The following is a 16743-nucleotide window of genomic DNA, read 5'->3' as shown; positions in this document are numbered from 1 at the left end:
AGGACCCATGGCAAATGCGCATAGCGGCAAAATGATCGTCGGGCTGGATATCGGCACCTCCAAGGTCGTGGCACTGGTGGGCGAAGTCGCCGCCGACGGCACCCTGGAAATCGTCGGTATCGGCACCCACCCATCGCGCGGGCTGAAGAAGGGCGTGGTGGTCAATATCGAGTCCACCGTGCAGTCGATCCAGCGTGCGGTCGAAGAGGCCCAGCTGATGGCTGGCTGCCGGATCCACTCGGCGTTCGTCGGTGTTGCCGGCAATCACATCCGCAGCCTGAACTCCCACGGCATCGTCGCCATCCGCGACCGTGAAGTCAGCGCCGCCGACCTTGAGCGCGTGCTCGACGCCGCCCAGGCCGTGGCCATTCCGGCCGACCAGCGGGTCCTGCACACCCTGCCGCAGGACTACGTGATCGACAACCAGGAAGGCGTGCGCGAGCCACTGGGGATGTCCGGCGTGCGTCTGGAAGCCAAGGTCCACGTGGTCACCTGCGCCGTCAATGCCGCGCAGAACATCGAAAAGTGCGTGCGTCGCTGCGGCCTGGAAATCGACGACATCATCCTCGAGCAACTGGCCTCGGCTTACTCGGTGCTGACCGATGACGAGAAAGAGCTCGGCGTGTGCCTGGTCGACATCGGTGGCGGCACCACCGACATCGCCATCTTCACTGAAGGCGCAATCCGTCACACCGCGGTGATCCCGATTGCCGGCGACCAGGTGACCAACGACATCGCCATGGCCCTGCGTACCCCGACCCAATACGCCGAAGAGATCAAGATCCGTTACGCCTGCGCCCTGGCCAAGCTGGCCGGCGCCGGTGAAACCATCAAGGTGCCGAGCGTCGGCGACCGTCCGCCGCGCGAACTGTCGCGCCAGGCCCTGGCCGAAGTGGTCGAGCCGCGTTACGACGAGCTCTTCACCCTGATCCAGGCCGAACTGCGTCGCAGCGGCTACGAAGACCTGGTACCGGCGGGCATCGTCCTGACCGGCGGTACCTCGAAAATGGAAGGCGCGGTAGAACTTGCCGAGGAAATCTTCCACATGCCGGTACGCCTGGGCGTGCCGCACAGTGTTCGCGGCCTTAGCGATGTGGTGCGCAACCCGATTTATTCCACCGGTGTGGGCCTTTTGACCTACGGCCTGCAGAAGCAGTCCGACGGCTTGACCCTGACCGGTATCAGCAGCAGCAACAACGGCTATGGCGATGAACCGAAGGCTCCAGCGTTCGAACGCTTCAAACGCTGGGTCCAGGGCAACTTTTAAAGTTTCAAAGCAGTAGTAGTAGGCGCAAAAACTAGAGAACTGTAAGGAGAGGGAAAATGTTCGAGCTCGTAGACAACGTCCCGCAAAGTCCGGTCATCAAAGTGATCGGCGTCGGTGGCGGCGGTGGCAACGCCGTCAATCACATGGTCAAGAGCAACATCGAAGGCGTCGAATTCATCTGCGCCAACACCGATGCTCAAGCGCTGAAAAACATCGGCGCGCGCACCATCCTGCAACTGGGTACCGGCGTGACCAAGGGCCTGGGTGCCGGTGCCAATCCGGAAGTCGGCCGCCAGGCCGCGCTGGAAGACCGTGAGCGCATCGCTGAAGTGCTGCAAGGCACCAACATGGTGTTCATCACCACCGGCATGGGCGGCGGTACCGGTACCGGTGCGGCGCCAATCATCGCCGAAGTGGCCAAGGAACTGGGCATCCTCACCGTTGCCGTGGTGACCCGGCCGTTCCCGTTCGAAGGCCGCAAGCGCATGCAGATTGCCGACGAGGGCATCCGTGCACTGGCTGACAGCGTCGACTCGCTGATCACCATCCCCAACGAGAAGCTGCTGACCATCCTCGGCAAGGACGCCAGCCTGCTGTCGGCGTTTGCCAAGGCTGACGACGTACTGGCCGGTGCCGTTCGCGGTATCTCCGACATCATCAAGCGCCCGGGCATGATCAACGTCGACTTCGCCGACGTGCGTACCGTGATGAGCGAGATGGGCATGGCCATGATGGGTACCGGCTGTGCCAGCGGTCCTAACCGTGCACGTGAAGCGACCGAGGCAGCCATCCGCAACCCGCTGCTCGAAGACGTCAACCTGCAGGGCGCTCGCGGCATCCTGGTGAACATCACCGCAGGTCCTGACCTGTCGCTGGGTGAGTACTCGGACGTCGGTAGCATCATCGAGGCCTTCGCATCCGATCACGCCATGGTCAAGGTCGGTACCGTTATCGATCCGGACATGCGCGACGAGCTGCACGTTACCGTGGTTGCCACTGGCCTGGGTGCGAAAATCGAGAAGCCGGTCAAGGTTATCGACAACACCATGCAGACCGCTGCGGCGCAGACCCCGGCTCCGGCCCCTGTACGCAACGAGTCGTCGGTTAACTACCGTGACCTGGAGCGTCCGACCGTGATGCGCAACCAGGCCCACGCCGGTGCTGCGGCTGCTGCAAAACTTAATCCGCAAGACGATCTGGACTACCTGGACATCCCGGCATTCCTGCGTCGTCAGGCCGATTAATGAAATTTATCAGGGGTATAAGGGTGATTGGTGTTCAGCAAAGGCCGGGTCTGGTATTATCCTCAGCCTTTGTTGATACCAGTTCGCAATTTGCGCTGAAGCGGCCAATGCCATGATTAAACAACGCACCCTGAAGAATATTATCCGTGCCACAGGTGTCGGCCTGCACTCCGGGGAAAAGGTTTACCTGACCCTCAAACCTGCACCTGTGGATACCGGCATCGTATTTCGCCGTGCCGACCTCGACCCCGTGGTGGAAATTCCCGCCCGCGCGGCCAACGTCGGCGAGACCACCATGTCGACGACACTGGTCAACGGCGATACCAAGGTAGACACGGTTGAGCACTTGCTCTCGGCCATGGCTGGCCTGGGCATCGATAACGCCTACGTCGAGCTCTCCGCGTCCGAAGTGCCGATCATGGACGGTAGCGCTGGGCCCTTTGTATTCCTGATTCAATCTGCCGGCCTGGAAGAACAGGACGCAGCCAAGAAGTTCATCCGCATCCTGCGCGAAGTGACAGTGGAAGACGGCGACAAGCGCGCTACTTTCCTGCCATTCGACGGGTTCAAGGTGAGTTTCGAGATCGATTTCGATCACCCGGTGTTCCGCAACCGGACCCAAAGCGCCAGCGTGGACTTTTCCAGCACCTCGTTTGTGAAGGAAGTCAGCCGCGCCCGTACCTTCGGGTTCATGAGTGACATCGAGTACCTGCGCAAGCACAACCTCGCACTCGGTGGCAGTGTGGAAAACGCCATCGTGGTCGACAAGGACGGCGTGCTCAACGAAGACGGTCTTCGCTACGAAGACGAATTCGTCAAGCACAAGATCCTCGACGCCATCGGCGACCTCTACCTGCTGGGCAACAGCCTGATCGGCGAGTTCAAGGGCTACAAGTCCGGACACGCGCTGAACAACCAGCTGCTGCGCAAGCTGATCGAGGAAACAGACGCCTGGGAAGTGGTGACTTTCGAAGATGCCAGCACGGCACCGATCTCTTACATGCGTCCGGTTGCGGCAGTGTAAGTACGAACACTCTCTTCTTTAGTTTTTTTCGGCCACCTTCGGGTGGCCTTTTTTATGCCTGTTGCCCCTGTAGGAGCGGGCATGCCCCGCGATAGCAGGCGCATCGGGGGCAAGTCGAGTCATACCCTCAAGAGTCCGCCGCATCCTTATCCCGCGCATGGCTGGCCAACCGCTCCAGCGCCGCCCGCAGCTTCGGATCGCTGATGCCTTCAGCCGTCGCCTGAATACTTTCGGCCGCCCGGCTCGACAGGTCGGCGGTGTGCCCGGCCGCGCGGCTCTGGGTGGTCGGTGGCTGTACCTTGAACACAATCCGCGTCAGGCTGGCAAAGGCTTCCAGGGTCTGCAACTGGCGTTGCAGGCGTTTTTGCTGGTAACGCAGGCGGGTGGCCCAGTGGCCGTCGGTGACGATCAACAACAGCGTGCCCTCGCGCCAGGAAGCGAGGTGGCAATGTTCGCGGGCCGCCGGCTGCAGCTGGCTGTCGAGCAGCTTCTGCAGTTGCGCCAGGCGCTGGGCCTGGCTGAACAGGGCTTTGAGCGGCCGGGCTTCGCGCAGAAGGACAGCGGGAGCGCGGGCTGGCGAGGGGCGAAAAGCCATGAAGGGACACCTGAAGTTACAGAGCTGCCATCTTAGCAGATCGCCACAGGCAGGCCCTGTTTGCGCTGCGAGGGTAAAACTTCATGTTGCAATGGCTTGAAGTTGGCGAAAAAGGCCTTATTTTAACCATGCCCCGTCAAAGCGCTGTGCCAGCATCGTGGAAATCCGCCACTTTCCTCACCATCGTTTCCGGGTAGAATGCTCGTTCGCATGCGGCCATTAGGGCTGCACGGGCGACTTACGGGGCCGCCCTCCATCCCCACGTGTGGAAGATCCTGCCGATATGTTTGCGCCTTTGTTAAAAAAACTTTTTGGAAGCAAGAACGAGCGTGAAGTCAAACGCATGCTCAAGACGGTACAGATCGTCAATGCCTTCGAAGAGCAGATGGTGGCCCTCTCGGACGAGCAGCTGCGCGCCAAGACCGCAGCGTTCAAAGAGCGCCTGGCCAAAGGCGAGACCCTCGACCAGCTGTTGCCTGAAGCCTTCGCGGTCGCCCGTGAAGCGGGCAAGCGGGTCATGGGCATGCGTCACTTCGATGTGCAGCTGATCGGCGGCATGACCTTGCACGAAGGCATGATCGCAGAAATGCGTACCGGTGAAGGCAAGACCTTGGTCGCAACCCTGGGCGTGTACCTCAATGCCTTGTCGGGCAAAGGCGTGCACGTGGTCACGGTGAACGACTACCTGGCCCGCCGCGACGCCAACTGGATGCGTCCGCTGTACGAATTCCTCGGCCTGACCGTCGGTGTCGTCACACCGTTCCAGCCGCCGGAAGAGAAGCGCATTGCCTACGCCGCCGACATCACCTACGGCACCAACAACGAATTCGGTTTCGACTACCTGCGCGACAACATGGCCTTCAGCATGGAAGAGAAATTCCAGCGCGAGCTGAATTTCGCCGTGATCGACGAAGTCGACTCCATCCTCATCGATGAAGCCCGTACCCCGCTGATCATCTCCGGCCAGGCCGAAGACAGCTCCAAGCTGTACATCGAGATCAACAAGCTGATCCCGCGCCTCAAGCAGCACATCGAGGAAGTCGAGGGCCAGGTTACCCAGGAAGGCCACTACAGCATCGACGAGAAGAGCCGTCAGGTTGAACTCAACGAAGCCGGCCACCAGTTCATCGAAGAGATGCTCACCCAGGTCGGCCTGCTGGCCGAGGGCGAGAGCCTCTACTCGGCGCACAACCTGGGCCTGCTGACCCACGTCTACGCCGGCCTGCGCGCGCACAAGCTGTTCCATCGCAACATCGAGTACATCGTCCAGGACGGCCAGATCCTGCTGATCGACGAACACACCGGGCGTACCATGCCGGGCCGTCGTCTGTCCGAAGGCCTGCACCAGGCGATCGAAGCGAAAGAGAACCTGAACATTCAGGCCGAGAGCCAGACCCTGGCCTCGACCACCTTCCAGAACTACTTCCGCCTGTACAACAAACTGTCGGGCATGACCGGTACCGCCGACACCGAAGCGTTCGAGTTCCAGTCGATCTACGGCCTCAACGTGATGGTGATCCCGCCGAACAAGCCGTTGGCCCGTAAGGACTTCAACGACCTGGTGTACCTGACCGCCGACGAGAAGTACCAGGCGATCATCGCCGACATCAAGGAAAGCATGACCCAGGGCCGTCCGGTCCTGGTGGGCACCGCGACCATCGAAACCTCCGAGCACATGTCCAACCTGCTGCAGAAGGAAGGCATCGATCACAAGGTCCTGAACGCCAAGTACCACGAAAAAGAAGCCGAGATCATTGCCCAGGCCGGTCGCCCGGGTGCGCTGACCATCGCCACCAACATGGCCGGTCGCGGTACCGACATCCTCCTGGGCGGTAACTGGGAAGTCGAAGTCGCCGCCATGGACAGCCCGACCGCCGAGCAGGTCGCGCAGATCAAGGCCGACTGGCAGAAGCGTCACCAGCAGGTGATCGAGTCCGGTGGCCTGCACGTGATTGCTTCCGAGCGTCACGAATCGCGCCGTATCGACAACCAGCTGCGTGGCCGTTCCGGTCGTCAGGGTGACCCGGGTTCGAGCCGTTTCTACCTGTCGCTGGAAGACAGCCTGATGCGTATCTTCGCCTCTGACCGGGTGAAGAACTTCATGAAGGCCCTGGGCATGCAGTCCGGTGAAGCCATCGAACACCGCATGGTCACCAACGCCATCGAAAAAGCCCAGCGCAAGGTCGAAGGCCGCAACTTCGACATTCGCAAGCAGTTGCTCGAGTTCGACGACGTCGCCAACGAACAGCGTAAAGTCATCTACCACATGCGTAACAGCCTGCTGGCAGCCGACAACATTGGCGACACCATCGCCGACTTCCGCCAGGAAGTGCTCGACGTCACCGTCGCCCAGCACATTCCGCCGCAATCGCTGCCCGAGCAGTGGGACGTGGCCGGCCTGGAAGCGGCCCTGGCCAGCGATTTCGGGGTCAAGCTGCCGATTCAGCAATGGCTCGACGAAGACGACCACCTGTACGAAGAAACCCTGCGTGCCAAGCTCATGACCGAGCTGCTGGCGGCCTACAACGAGAAGGAAGAGCAGGCCAGCGCCGAAGCCCTGCGTACCTTCGAGAAGCAGATCCTGCTGCGTGTGCTCGACGACCTGTGGAAAGACCACCTGTCGACCATGGACCATCTGCGCCACGGTATCCACCTGCGCGGCTATGCGCAGAAGAACCCGAAGCAGGAGTACAAGCGCGAGTCGTTCAACCTGTTCCAGGAGCTGCTCGATTCGATCAAGCGCGACACCATCCGCGTGCTCTCGCACGTTCAGGTGCGCCGCGAAGATCCGGTCGAGGAAGAGGCCCGTCTGCGCCGCGAAGCCGAAGAGCTGGCTGCGCGCATGCAGTTCCAGCACGCCGAGGCCCCGGGCCTTGAAGCTGAACCGCAGGAAGACGGTGCTGACGTTGCCGTGGCCGCCGCGCCTGTGCGCAACGAGCAGAAGCTGGGCCGCAACGAGCCATGCTGGTGCGGTTCGGGCAAGAAGTTCAAGCAGTGCCACGGCAAGATCGACTGATCATCACGCCGTAGTACCTCGCTGACATCTGAACACCGCGCCGCGACTGGTCCTGACCGTCGCGGCGTTGTTCCATCTCAAGCGCCGGTAATCTCGTCCCGGTGCCTTTTTTCTAGGAGCGCTTTCATGGCTGTTGGTCTTGGTCCTTTGCCAACGTTGCACCCGGTTCCAGGTTTCGAACTCGGCATCGCCTCTGCGGGCATCAAGCGCCCCGGGCGCAAGGACGTGGTGGTAATGCGCTGCGCCGAAGGCTCCAGCGTCGCCGGCGTGTTTACCCTGAACGCCTTTTGCGCCGCCCCGGTGATCCTCGCCAAACAGCGCGTACAGGGTACCGTGCGCTACCTGCTGACCAACACCGGCAACGCCAACGCCGGCACCGGCGCGCCAGGCCTGGCTGCGGCCGAGCGCACCTGCGCCAAGCTGGCCGAGCTGACTGGCGTCGACGCCAGTGCCGTGCTGCCATTCTCCACCGGCGTGATCGGCGAGCCGCTGCCGGTCGAGAAGATCGAAGGCGCCCTGCAGGCAGCCATCGATGACTTGTCGGAAAACAACTGGGCCGCTGCCGCCACCGGCATCATGACCACCGACACCCTGCCTAAAGGCGCCAGCCGCCAGTTCCAGCATGACGGCGTGACCATCACCGTCACCGGCATCAGCAAAGGCGCGGGCATGATCCGCCCGAACATGGCGACCATGCTCGGTTACATCGCCACCGACGCCAAGGTGGCCCCGGCGGTGCTCAAGGACCTGATCCTCGACGGCGCCAACAAGTCGTTCAACCGCATCACCATCGACGGCGATACCTCCACCAACGACTGCTGCATGCTGATTGCCACCGGCAAGGCCGATGTCGCCGATGTCAGCGAAGCCAGTGGCCCGCTGTTCGAAGCGCTGAAAAAAGCCGTGTTCGAAGTGTGCATGGAAGTCGCCCAGGCCATCGTCCGCGACGGCGAAGGTGCGACCAAATTCGTCACTGTTGAAGTCAACGGCGGCGGCAACCATCAGGAGTGCCTGGACGTCGGCTATGCCGTGGCCCACTCGCCGCTGATCAAGACCGCACTGTTCGCCTCCGACCCGAACTGGGGCCGGATCCTCGCCGCGGTCGGCCGGGCCGGTGTACCGGACCTGGACGTCAGCCTGATCGACGTCTACCTGGGTGATGTGTGCATCGCCAGCCAGGGCGGGCGCAGCGCCAGCTACACCGAAGCCCAGGGCTCGGCAGTCATGGCCCGTGAAGAAATCACCATCCGTATCGAGCTGGGCCGTGGCCAGTGCAGCGAAACCATCTGGACCACCGACCTGTCCCACGAGTACGTGAAAATCAACGCTGAATACCGTACTTAACCTCATCGCCGGGCAAGCCCGCTCCTACCAAACCTGTAGGAGCGGGCTTGACCCGCGAAAAGCCCCTGATGGAGCCGAACCATGAGCTACCACCTGATCATCGGCGACAAGCTGTACTCCTCCTGGTCGCTACGCGCCGCCCTGGCCCTTGAGCTGGCCGGTGCTACTTACGATGAAACCCTGATCAAGCTCAACCAGCCTGACACCCGCCAGCGCCTGCTCGAGCATTCGCCCACCGCCAAGGTACCGCTGCTCAAAAGCGAGCACGGGGTGATTGCCGACTCCCTGGCGATTGCCGAATACCTGGCCGAGCGTCACCCGCAAGCCAACCTCTGGCCTACCGACGTCGCTGCCCGTGCCCAGGCCCGTTCGGCTTGCGCACAGATGCACAGCGGCTTCTTCGCCCTGCGTGGCAACATGCCGTTCGACCTGTCTCGCGATCAAGCGCTGGAAAGCATGCCGCTGGACGTGCAGGTCGATATCGACCGCATCGTCGCGCTGTGGTCCGAATGCCGCCTGGCAGCCAAAGAGGCTGGCCCTTACCTGTTCGGCTGCCTGAGCCTGGCCGACGCCTTCTTTGCCCCGATCGCCGTGCGCCTGCGCACCTACCGGGTCGAAGTGCCGGCAGATGCGGCGGCCTATATCGAGACCATCTACCAGTGGCCAGCCTTCCAGGCCTGGCAACAAGCTGGCCTGGCGGAGCGTGAAGGGTGAAACGTGTGCATGTAGCCGCCGCGGTCATCCGCGGCACCGACGGACGCATCCTGATTGCCCGCCGCGCTGACAGCCAGCACCAGGGCGGCCTGTGGGAATTTCCCGGTGGCAAGGTCGAAGACGGCGAAGCGGTCGAAGTGGCCCTGGCTCGTGAGCTTCATGAAGAGCTGGGCATCGTTGTCACTGCGGCGCGGCCGCTGATCAAGGTCAAGCACGATTACCCGGACAAACAGGTACTGCTGGATGTCTGGGACGTTAACGGCTTTAGCGGCGAACCCCATGGCGCCGAAGGCCAGCCGCTGGCCTGGGTGACTGCGCGGGAGTTGCCGGACTACGACTTCCCTGAAGCCAACCAGCCAATCGTTGCCGCCGCGCGTTTGCCGGGGCAATACCTGATTACTCCCGAGGGGCTGGAAGTCCCGCAGATGTTGCGAGGCATCCAGAAGGCCATTGCCGATGGAATCAAGCTGGTACAACTACGTGCGCCGAACATGTACGACCCCAAATACCGCGATGTCGCGGTGGATGCGGTCGGTCTGTGCGCGGGCAAGGCGCAGTTGATGCTCAAGGGCCCGCTGGAATGGCTGGGCGACTTCCCAGCGGCCGGTTGGCACCTGACCTCTGAGCAGCTGCGCAAGTACGCCAGCAAAGGCCGGCCGTTCCCCAGGCAGCGCTGGCTGGCGGCGTCGTGTCATAACGCTGAAGAACTGGCACTGGCCGAGCAGATGGGCGTGGATTTCGTCACCCTGTCACCGGTGCAGGCGACCCAGACCCATCCGGATGCCGTGCCATTGGGCTGGGAGCAGGCGCAGCAACTGATCGAAGGCTTCAGCAAGCCTGTGTATCTGCTTGGTGGCGTGGGCGCTGCCGAGCAGGAAAAGGCCTGGCAGCATGGCGCTCAGGGTGTGGCGGGGATCCGCGCGTTCTGGCCTGAGCTCTGAATTGATCGCGGGGCAAGTCCGCTCCTACAGGATCGCCACCTGTAGGAGCGGGCTTGACCCGCGATGAGGCCCTCAGGGTTTGGCCGCAGCCTGCCACAACACCTCGGCCACTCCCTGACGCCGTGCTATCAAGCGTGCCGCGACAAACAGCAAATCCGACAACCGATTGATATACGCCAGGCCCACCCCGGCCAGCGGCTCGATGCTGTTCAACTGCTGGCAGCGCCGCTCGGCACTGCGGGCCAGGCTGCGGCACACGTGGGCCTGGGCGATCAGCGCCGAACCACTGGGCAGAATGAAGTTCTCCAGCGGCCCCAGCTCTTCGTTCCAGCGGTCGATCGCCGCCTCAAGGCGCTCCACTTCAGCGCTGTTCAGTGCTTGATACGCCGGCATCGCCAGTTCCCCGCCCAGATCGAACAGCCGGTGCTGACACGGCGCCAGCACTTCACTGAGTTCATCCAGCCCCTGTTCGGCCAACCCGGCCAGTAACAGGCCCAACTGGCTGTTGAGGCTGTCGACCTCGCCAATCGCTTCGATTCGCGGATGGTCCTTTGGCACGCGGCGGCCATCGCCCAGCCCGGTTTCACCTTTGTCGCCGGTGCGGGTGTAAATCTTCGACAAACGAAAACCCATGCTCAAGACTCCGTTTTGCTTGGGGCAAGCGGCAGGCGCAAGGTGAAGCAAGTACCCTGGCCCGGTGCCGATTGCACTTCCATCTGCCCCTTGTGATTGTTGGTGATGATGAAATACGACACCGACAGGCCCAGGCCCGTGCCCTGGCCGATTTCCTTGGTGGTGAAGAACGGCTCGAAGGTGCGTTTGCGCACCGCTTCGGGCATGCCGATGCCGTTGTCCTCGACCTGGATCTCCGCCCACGGCGGGTTGAGCCGGGTGCGCAGGGTGATGCGCCCGGGCTCACTGTCGTCGTGGCGCAGGTGAATGGCCTGGGCGGCGTTTTTCAGCAGGTTGAGCAACACCTGTTCCAGTTCGTTGGCGGTGCACGGCACCGGGCCCAGGTTGGGGTCGAACTGGCGGACGATGGCCTGGCCCTTGAAGTCGAAGCCGATGGTCAGGTCAAAGTCGTTGCCGGCAATTTCCACCGCCTGGTCGATCAGCGCCGGCAAATCGCAAGGCGCCAACTGGCGGTTGCTGCGCCGGCTGAAGCTGAGCATGTGGGTCACTATTTTTGCCGCGCGGGCGCCGGCCTGCTGGATGCCGTCGAGCAACTGCGGCACTTCGCGGCTTTGCAGGTAGCGGTTGACGGTCGGCAGGTCGATGCCGATCTCGTCGGCCTGTTCGAGGTTCCTGGCAAGGTCCGGCGATAGCCGCCGGCGAATGTTCTGCACGTTGTGCAGGATGGCGCCCAGCGGGTTGTTGATCTCGTGGGCCATGCCCGCCGCCAGGCCGCCGACCGAGAGCATCTTCTCCGACTGCACCATCATCTCTTCCAGCGACAGGCGCTGGGTGATGTCGTCGATGCGGATCACCACGCCGCGGCCGCCACCGCCCATCAGCGGGTAAAAGGTCAGGGCATAGTGGCGGGCGTCGTCGTCCTTGGTCCAGGTTACCCGCTCGATCTTCGCCACCCGGTGCTTCTCGACGCTCTCCTTGAGCTGCGGCAAAAACGGCTTGAGGGGTTCGAAGGCAAGGAAGATCGGCTGGTTCAGCGCTTCGTCTAGCGGCGTGCCGGAGAGCGCACTGGCTTCCTGGTTCCACTGGGTGACATAGAGCTGCTCATCGAGGGCGATCAGCGCCGAGGGCATGGAGTCGATGATGCTGTTGAGATAGTTCTGAAAACCGGTGAGTTTTTTCTCGATCTTGCTGCGCACCTGGACTTCCAGCTCCAGTTTGCGGTTGGTGTGGCGGGTTTCTTCGGCCAGGCCCTGGGCCTGGTCGTAGGCGTCCTGGAATTCGTCGCGGGTGCGCTTGAGCTGCTGCTCGCGGGCTTCGATGCGCGAGAGCATGGTGTTGAAGGCGTCGGCCAGGCTGCCGATCTCGTCATCGTTGCCGCGCTTGGCGCGCAGGGCGTAGTTTTCTTCGCGGGTGACCTGGCGCGAGAGTTCTTCAAGCTGGTAGATCGGCTGGGTGATCAGGCGTTTGATCTGCCGGGCGATGATCATCCACAGCAGGATGCTGAACACCAGGATGCCCAGGCTGGCGGTCAGGGTGCCGGTGTAGAAGGCCATCGGCAGCTCGCTGCTGGCCACCAGCAGCAGATGGCCGGGCGGGCCGCCCGCGCGCGGCAGGCTCACCAGTTGCGTGCTGCGAAATTCGGTCAGGCGCCAGTTGTCGATGTTGCGGTAGCGCTTGGGCAACGGCAGGGCTTCGCCGTGCTGCAATTGCGCAAGCATCTTGCCGTCGCTGCCGTACAGGGCGGCGGCGCGCAGCGGGGTGTAGCTGTCGAGTTCCTTGAGCAGGGCCTTGGCGGCCTCCGGCGAATCGCTGGCCTGTTGTGCCAGTTGCGGGTTGGACACCAGCCGGCCAATGGTCTGCAGGGCCTGCGGGGCCATGCTCTCCTGGGAAATCCAGTAGGCGGCGCTGATAAAAGTCAGGTTGGCCACCAGCAGGATAGTGATCAGCAGCACCAGCAGGGCGGCCAGCAACTTCTGGCCGACCGGCAGGTTCTCCAGGCGTTCGCGCAAAGTCATGTGAAAGGCGTAGTCCCGGTCTGTAGGTGAAGGGGCAGGGTAGCGCCGTGCTCAGTCGCTGGGCAATCCGCGCGTGTTCAGGTGTTCGACCAGGCGCCGGTACAGCCGTTCCAGGTGCGGCAGCTGCCGGCCGTGGCGGCTGGCGGTGCGGCAGGCATGGCCGAGCAGGTAGTGGATTTCGGTGCGCCGGCCGTGGCGAACATCCTGGTACATGGAAGAGTAGTTGGCCGCCGTGGCATGGATCACCCGTTCCACTTCATCGACCAGGCCCTCGGCCGCTTGCGGCTGGCCGCAGTATTGCAGCAGCTCGGCAAGTTCGGCGCACAGGGTCGCGACTTCGCACTGATGCGCCTGCAGGCCGCCATTGCGACAGTCATGCAGCACGGTCAGCGGGTTGATCGCACAATTGAGCGCCAGCTTGCGCCACAGGCGGGTGAGGATGTCCGGGGTCCACTGGTGGGGAATGCCGGCTTCGCTCAGGTCATCGAGCCAGTCCGGGGCGCCGGGGTTGGCCGGATCGCCCAGCCAGTTGAAGCCGTGCCCGGCGAAATTCACCTGCCAGTCCTGCTCGCGGAACGCGCCTTCGGTGCTCGAGGCGGACACGCAGCGGGCGTGGGGTACGCGGTTGGCCACAGCTTCCTGGCTGCCCAGACCGTTCTGCAGCAGGATCAGCTCGGCATCTTTAGCCAGGCGCGGCGCCAGTTGCGCCACCGCCTGTTCGGCGTCGTAGGCCTTGCAGGCCACCAGCAAGCGGTGGATCGGCGTGTGGTCGTCGGCCAGTTGTGCGGGGATCGCCTGTAACTGCGCCTTGCCCTGTTCAACCAGGGTCAGGCCGCCTGCGGCTTCATAGGCCTGCAGCCGCGCCTTGTCGCGCAGGATCAGCCGGACCGGTTTGCCGGCGCGGGCCAGCCGGCAGGCCCAGAGGCTGCCCAGACTGCCGGCGCCGAGAATATGCCAGGTGCTGCTCATCAGCGTTTCGCAACCGTTATAATGATCCGGTATTTTAACCGTCAAACCCTGCGCGCTCCATCGCGCTCTTTCAGCAGAGCCGCGAGGGTGCCTTTATTTTTTGGAGAAAAGGTATGCCGTCGTTCGACGTGGTATCGGAACTGGACAAGCACGAAGTCACCAACGCCGTGGAAAACGCGGTCAAGGACCTGGACCGTCGCTATGACCTCAAGGGCAAGGGCAGCTTCGAGTTCAAGGAAAAGGAACTGACCGTCAACCTGACCGCCGAGGCCGAGTTCCAGCTCGAAGCGATGATCGAGATCCTCAAGCTGGCCCTGGTCAAGCGCAAGATCGACGTGCAGTGCCTGGAAGTGAAGGACGCCTTCGCTTCGGGCAAGGTCATGAAGCAGGAAGCGGTGCTCAAAGAGGGTATCGATAAAGAACTGGCGAAGAAGATCGTCGCCCACATCAAGGACGCCAAGCTCAAGGTCCAGGCCGCCATCCAGGGCGAGCAGGTGCGCGTCACCGGCAAGAAGCGCGACGACCTGCAAGAAGCGATCGCCGCCCTGCGCGCCAAAGAGTTCGGCATGCCCCTGCAGTTCAACAATTTCCGCGACTGAAGTCGCGGAGCCCGGAACCTTGGCGCCTTTTTGGCGTCCGAGGGCCGAGGTGCCGCTGAAACGTTTGCGGCAGGTCTTTTTCAGCTCTTTGCCGCTCGGCATCAGGAGAACATACGATGGATTTCAACGCTGAGGTCGACCAGTTGGTCAAGGCTTCGCAAACCTGGCTTCCGCTGATCATGGAATACGGCAGCCGCCTGTTGCTGGCGCTGCTGACCCTGGCCATCGGCTGGTGGCTGATCAACAAAGTCACTTTCCGCCTGGGCAAACTGCTGGCCCTGCGCAATGCCGACCAGGCCCTGCAAGGCTTCATCAGCAGCCTGGCCAACATCATCCTGAAGATCCTGCTGATTGTCAGCGTGGCTTCGATGATCGGCATCGAAACCACCTCCTTCGTCGCCGCCATCGGTGCCGCAGGCCTGGCCATCGGCCTGGCGCTGCAGGGCAGCCTGGCCAACTTCGCCGGTGGCGTATTGATTTTGCTGTTCCGCCCGTTCCGCATCGGTGACTGGATCGAAGCCCAGGGGGTTGCGGGTACCGTCGACAGCATCCAGATCTTCCACACCGTGCTGCGCACCGGCGACAACAAGACCGTGATCCTGCCTAATGGCAGCCTGTCCAACGGCATCATCACCAACACCAACCGCCAGCCGACGCGCAAGGTGGTGTTCGATGTGGGCGTGGACTACGACGCCGACCTGCAAAAGGCCCGCAACGTGCTGCTGGAACTGGCCCAGGACCCGCGGGTGCACCAGGACCCGGCGCCACAGGCAGTGATTTCGACCCTGGGCGACAGCTCGATCACGGTATCGCTGCGCATCTGGGTCAACACCGCCGACTACTGGGACGTGCTGTTCATGCTCAACGAGCATGCCCGTGACCGCCTCAAGGCCGAAGGCATCGACATTCCCTTTCCGCAGCGGGTAATCCGCGTGGTGCAGGAAGCGGCGGTGCAGTAACGACCGACGCCATAGCGGGGCAAGCCCGCTCCTGCACAATGCTGCAGGAGCAGGCTTGCCCCGCGATGCTTTCAGCAGTCATTACACTTGTTCACGTCTTCGCGCTACCTGCGCCCGGTGCTTTCTGGCATATAGGCTGGCTTACTTCTGTTTGCCCGGTCTTATCATGCTTACCCCCCTGATCAACATCACGCCGTTGCGGGCGTTTTGTTTTGCCATGACCCTGGCGCTGTTCGAACTGCTCACTTACCTCGCCAGTGACGTGGTAATGCCGGCGATGCCGGTGGTGGTCGGTGACCTGAACGCCAGCCCCGAATTCATTCCCCACGCGCTGAACCTCTACCTGCTTGGCGGCGTTGTCCTGCAATGGCTGATCGGCCCGCTGGCCGACCGTTACGGGCGGCGACCGCTGCTGCTGGGTGGCTGCGCGTTCTTCTGCCTGGCCTGCATCGCTACCTTCTGGGTGCAGGGCATCGAGTTGTTCAACCTGCTGCGCCTGCTGCAGGGCATCGGCCTGGGCTTTGTCGTGACCGTCAGCTACCCGGCGCTCAACGAGGCGTTCAGCGAGGCCGACGCGGTGCGGATGATGGCCCTGCTGGCCAATATTGCCTTGCTCTCGCCGCTGCTCGGGCCATTGGTCGGCACCCTGCTGCTGGAGTGGGTGTCCTGGCGCTGGCTGTTCGTGCTGTTCGGCGCGGCGGCGGTGCTGGCCTGGTTTGCCCTGTACCGGTTCATGCCGGAAACCCTTGGCGTCGAGCGCCGCGACGGCTCACGCCTGGCGTTCCAGCCGATCCACCTGCTGCCGTTGCTGGCAGGCTACGGGCAACTGCTGAGCAACCGCCGCTTTGTCGCCGGCAGCGCTGCCTTGGGTCTGGTCGGCTTGCCGCTGATCGGCTGGATCGGCCTGTCGCCGGTGCTGCTGATCCATGACGAGGGCCTGAGCACCCTGGATTACGCCCTGTGGCAATTGCCAGTGTTCGGCGGGTTGATCCTCGGCAACCTGATCATCAACCGCATCGCCGACCGCTACGCGCTGACTACCCTGGTACGGCGGGCGCTGTGGCCGTTCCTGATCGGTTTGCTGGGCATGATGCTGGGCACCTGGCTGCTGCCTTCGGTGCTGAGCCTGGTGGCCGGCCTGTCGGTGTACGCCCTGGGCCTGGGCATCGCCAACGCGGTGCTGTACCGCATGACGCTGTTTTCCAGCGAGCAGAGCAAGGGCCTGGTGTCGGCGATGCTGGGGATGATCACCATTGCCCTGCTGGGCCTTGGCGGGGCGTTGCTGGCGATGCTCGGCGCGGGTGCCAGCCTGGTGCACTTCGCCCTGGCGGCGGGCGCTGCGGGGATTCTTGCGCTATGGCCGCTGAGGGTCGTTCTGAGCGCTTCCAGCAATCTGCCAGAGGCTATCCCGGAGTAATCCCGG

The 16743-nt window shown here is 62.9% G+C and carries 14 protein-coding genes; 10 read left to right on the top strand and 4 right to left on the bottom strand.

What is annotated here, in order from left to right:
• Positions 1-7 precede the first annotated feature (7 nt).
• The 3 genes from ftsA (at position 8) to lpxC (ending at position 3535) form a co-directional block, all read left to right on the top strand.
• Positions 8-1267, top strand: a complete 1260-nt coding sequence (ftsA, locus tag LOY22_RS21855) for a cell division protein FtsA (RefSeq protein ID WP_010220793.1) — start codon at positions 8-10, stop codon at positions 1265-1267.
• Positions 1268-1323: 56 nt separating this feature from the next.
• On the top strand, positions 1324-2511 hold the full coding sequence (gene ftsZ, locus LOY22_RS21850; RefSeq protein ID WP_045197340.1) for a cell division protein FtsZ: 1188 nt from the start codon (positions 1324-1326) through the stop codon (positions 2509-2511).
• Between the two features lie 112 nt (positions 2512-2623).
• Complete coding sequence (gene lpxC, locus LOY22_RS21845) at positions 2624-3535, top strand: UDP-3-O-acyl-N-acetylglucosamine deacetylase (RefSeq protein WP_028943297.1); 912 nt, start codon at positions 2624-2626, stop codon at positions 3533-3535.
• 127 nt (positions 3536-3662) lie between these two features.
• Here lpxC and LOY22_RS21840 read toward each other — a convergent pair whose 3' ends face one another.
• A complete protein-coding gene (locus tag LOY22_RS21840) occupies positions 3663-4130 on the bottom strand; it encodes a DUF721 domain-containing protein (RefSeq protein ID WP_093379832.1) in 468 nt (155 codons plus the stop codon).
• A gap of 283 nt (positions 4131-4413) precedes the next feature.
• Here LOY22_RS21840 and secA point away from each other — a divergent pair, with 283 nt between their 5' ends.
• The 4 genes from secA (at position 4414) to LOY22_RS21820 (ending at position 10145) form a co-directional block, all read left to right on the top strand.
• The gene (gene secA, locus LOY22_RS21835; RefSeq protein ID WP_045197346.1) at positions 4414-7146 is read left to right on the top strand and encodes a preprotein translocase subunit SecA; all 2733 of its coding nucleotides are present in this window, start codon (positions 4414-4416) and stop codon (positions 7144-7146) included.
• Between the two features lie 126 nt (positions 7147-7272).
• Positions 7273-8490, top strand: coding sequence for a bifunctional glutamate N-acetyltransferase/amino-acid acetyltransferase ArgJ (gene argJ / locus LOY22_RS21830; RefSeq protein ID WP_258594785.1), 1218 nt, complete (start codon positions 7273-7275; stop codon positions 8488-8490).
• An 81-nt stretch (positions 8491-8571) separates the two neighbouring features.
• Complete coding sequence (locus LOY22_RS21825; protein ID WP_258594783.1) at positions 8572-9204, top strand: glutathione S-transferase; 633 nt, start codon at positions 8572-8574, stop codon at positions 9202-9204.
• Complete coding sequence (locus tag LOY22_RS21820; RefSeq protein ID WP_195884958.1) at positions 9201-10145, top strand: Nudix family hydrolase; 945 nt, start codon at positions 9201-9203, stop codon at positions 10143-10145. The genes LOY22_RS21825 and LOY22_RS21820 overlap by 4 nt, the downstream gene beginning before the upstream one ends.
• A 72-nt stretch (positions 10146-10217) precedes the next feature.
• Here the strand turns inward: LOY22_RS21820 and LOY22_RS21815 are convergent, their stop codons facing one another.
• From LOY22_RS21815 to LOY22_RS21805, 3 genes are read right to left on the bottom strand one after another with little or no spacing between them, the layout of a single operon-like run.
• A complete protein-coding gene (locus tag LOY22_RS21815) occupies positions 10218-10778 on the bottom strand; it encodes a cob(I)yrinic acid a,c-diamide adenosyltransferase (protein WP_045197356.1) in 561 nt (186 codons plus the stop codon).
• 2 nt (positions 10779-10780) lie between these two features.
• Complete coding sequence (locus LOY22_RS21810) at positions 10781-12793, bottom strand: ATP-binding protein (RefSeq protein WP_045197359.1); 2013 nt, start codon at positions 12791-12793, stop codon at positions 10781-10783.
• A gap of 51 nt (positions 12794-12844) precedes the next feature.
• Positions 12845-13762: a putative 2-dehydropantoate 2-reductase gene (locus LOY22_RS21805; RefSeq protein WP_213603338.1), complete on the bottom strand. Its 918-nt coding sequence runs from the start codon at positions 13760-13762 to the stop codon at positions 12845-12847.
• Between the two features lie 113 nt (positions 13763-13875).
• Here LOY22_RS21805 and LOY22_RS21800 point away from each other — a divergent pair, with 113 nt between their 5' ends.
• The 3 genes from LOY22_RS21800 to LOY22_RS21790 all read left to right on the top strand — a co-directional run bounded on the left by LOY22_RS21800 (position 13876) and on the right by LOY22_RS21790 (position 16737).
• Entirely contained in the window at positions 13876-14361 is a 486-nt protein-coding gene (locus LOY22_RS21800) for a YajQ family cyclic di-GMP-binding protein (RefSeq protein ID WP_045197363.1), read from the top strand.
• 116 nt (positions 14362-14477) lie between these two features.
• A complete protein-coding gene (locus tag LOY22_RS21795; RefSeq protein ID WP_045197365.1) occupies positions 14478-15320 on the top strand; it encodes a mechanosensitive ion channel family protein in 843 nt (280 codons plus the stop codon).
• A gap of 166 nt (positions 15321-15486) precedes the next feature.
• Positions 15487-16737 carry an MFS transporter gene (locus tag LOY22_RS21790; RefSeq protein WP_045197366.1) on the top strand — a complete coding sequence of 417 codons (1251 nt, stop codon included), beginning with the start codon at positions 15487-15489 and terminating at the stop codon, positions 16735-16737.
• The last annotated feature ends 6 nt before the right edge of the window (positions 16738-16743 follow it).

Origin of the sequence: Pseudomonas sp. B21-035 (genome assembly GCF_024748945.1) — a bacterium.
Lineage (GTDB): Bacteria > Pseudomonadota > Gammaproteobacteria > Pseudomonadales > Pseudomonadaceae > Aquipseudomonas.
The sequence above is the reverse complement of the archived record's forward strand: the minus strand, read 5'-3'. Positions and strand labels throughout refer to the sequence as shown.